The sequence below is a fragment of the Salifodinibacter halophilus genome (assembly GCA_012999515.1).
Taxonomy (GTDB): Bacteria; Pseudomonadota; Gammaproteobacteria; order Nevskiales; family Salinisphaeraceae; genus Salifodinibacter; species Salifodinibacter halophilus.
In genome coordinates this window covers 1-234 of record JABEEB010000767.1, presented here as the reverse complement: position 1 = coordinate 234, position 234 = coordinate 1, and the positions used below count along the sequence as shown (strand labels likewise).

The 234-nt window shown below is 67.9% G+C and carries 1 protein-coding gene; it reads right to left on the bottom strand.

All coding sequences use genetic code 11. The features are described 5' to 3' along the window. On the bottom strand, positions 1 to 234 hold a 234-nt coding region (locus HKX41_13650; GenBank protein NNC25177.1), incomplete at both ends, for an ATP-binding cassette domain-containing protein.

Here is a 234-nt window from a genome sequence, read left to right as displayed (position 1 = left end):
CTTTGGAAGATGAAGCCGATCTTCTGGTTGCGCAGGCGCGAGCGGGCGTCGTCGGACAGGTCGCGCACGTCCTCGCCGTCGAGCTTGTACTCGCCGCCGGTGAAGGTCTCCAGCAGGCCGGCGATGTTGAGGAAGGTGGTCTTGCCCGAACCCGAGGGCCCGGTCACGGCGACGAGCTCGCCGTCGCGCACGTGCAGGTCCAGCGAGCGCAGCGCGTGGGTTTCGACGAGTTCG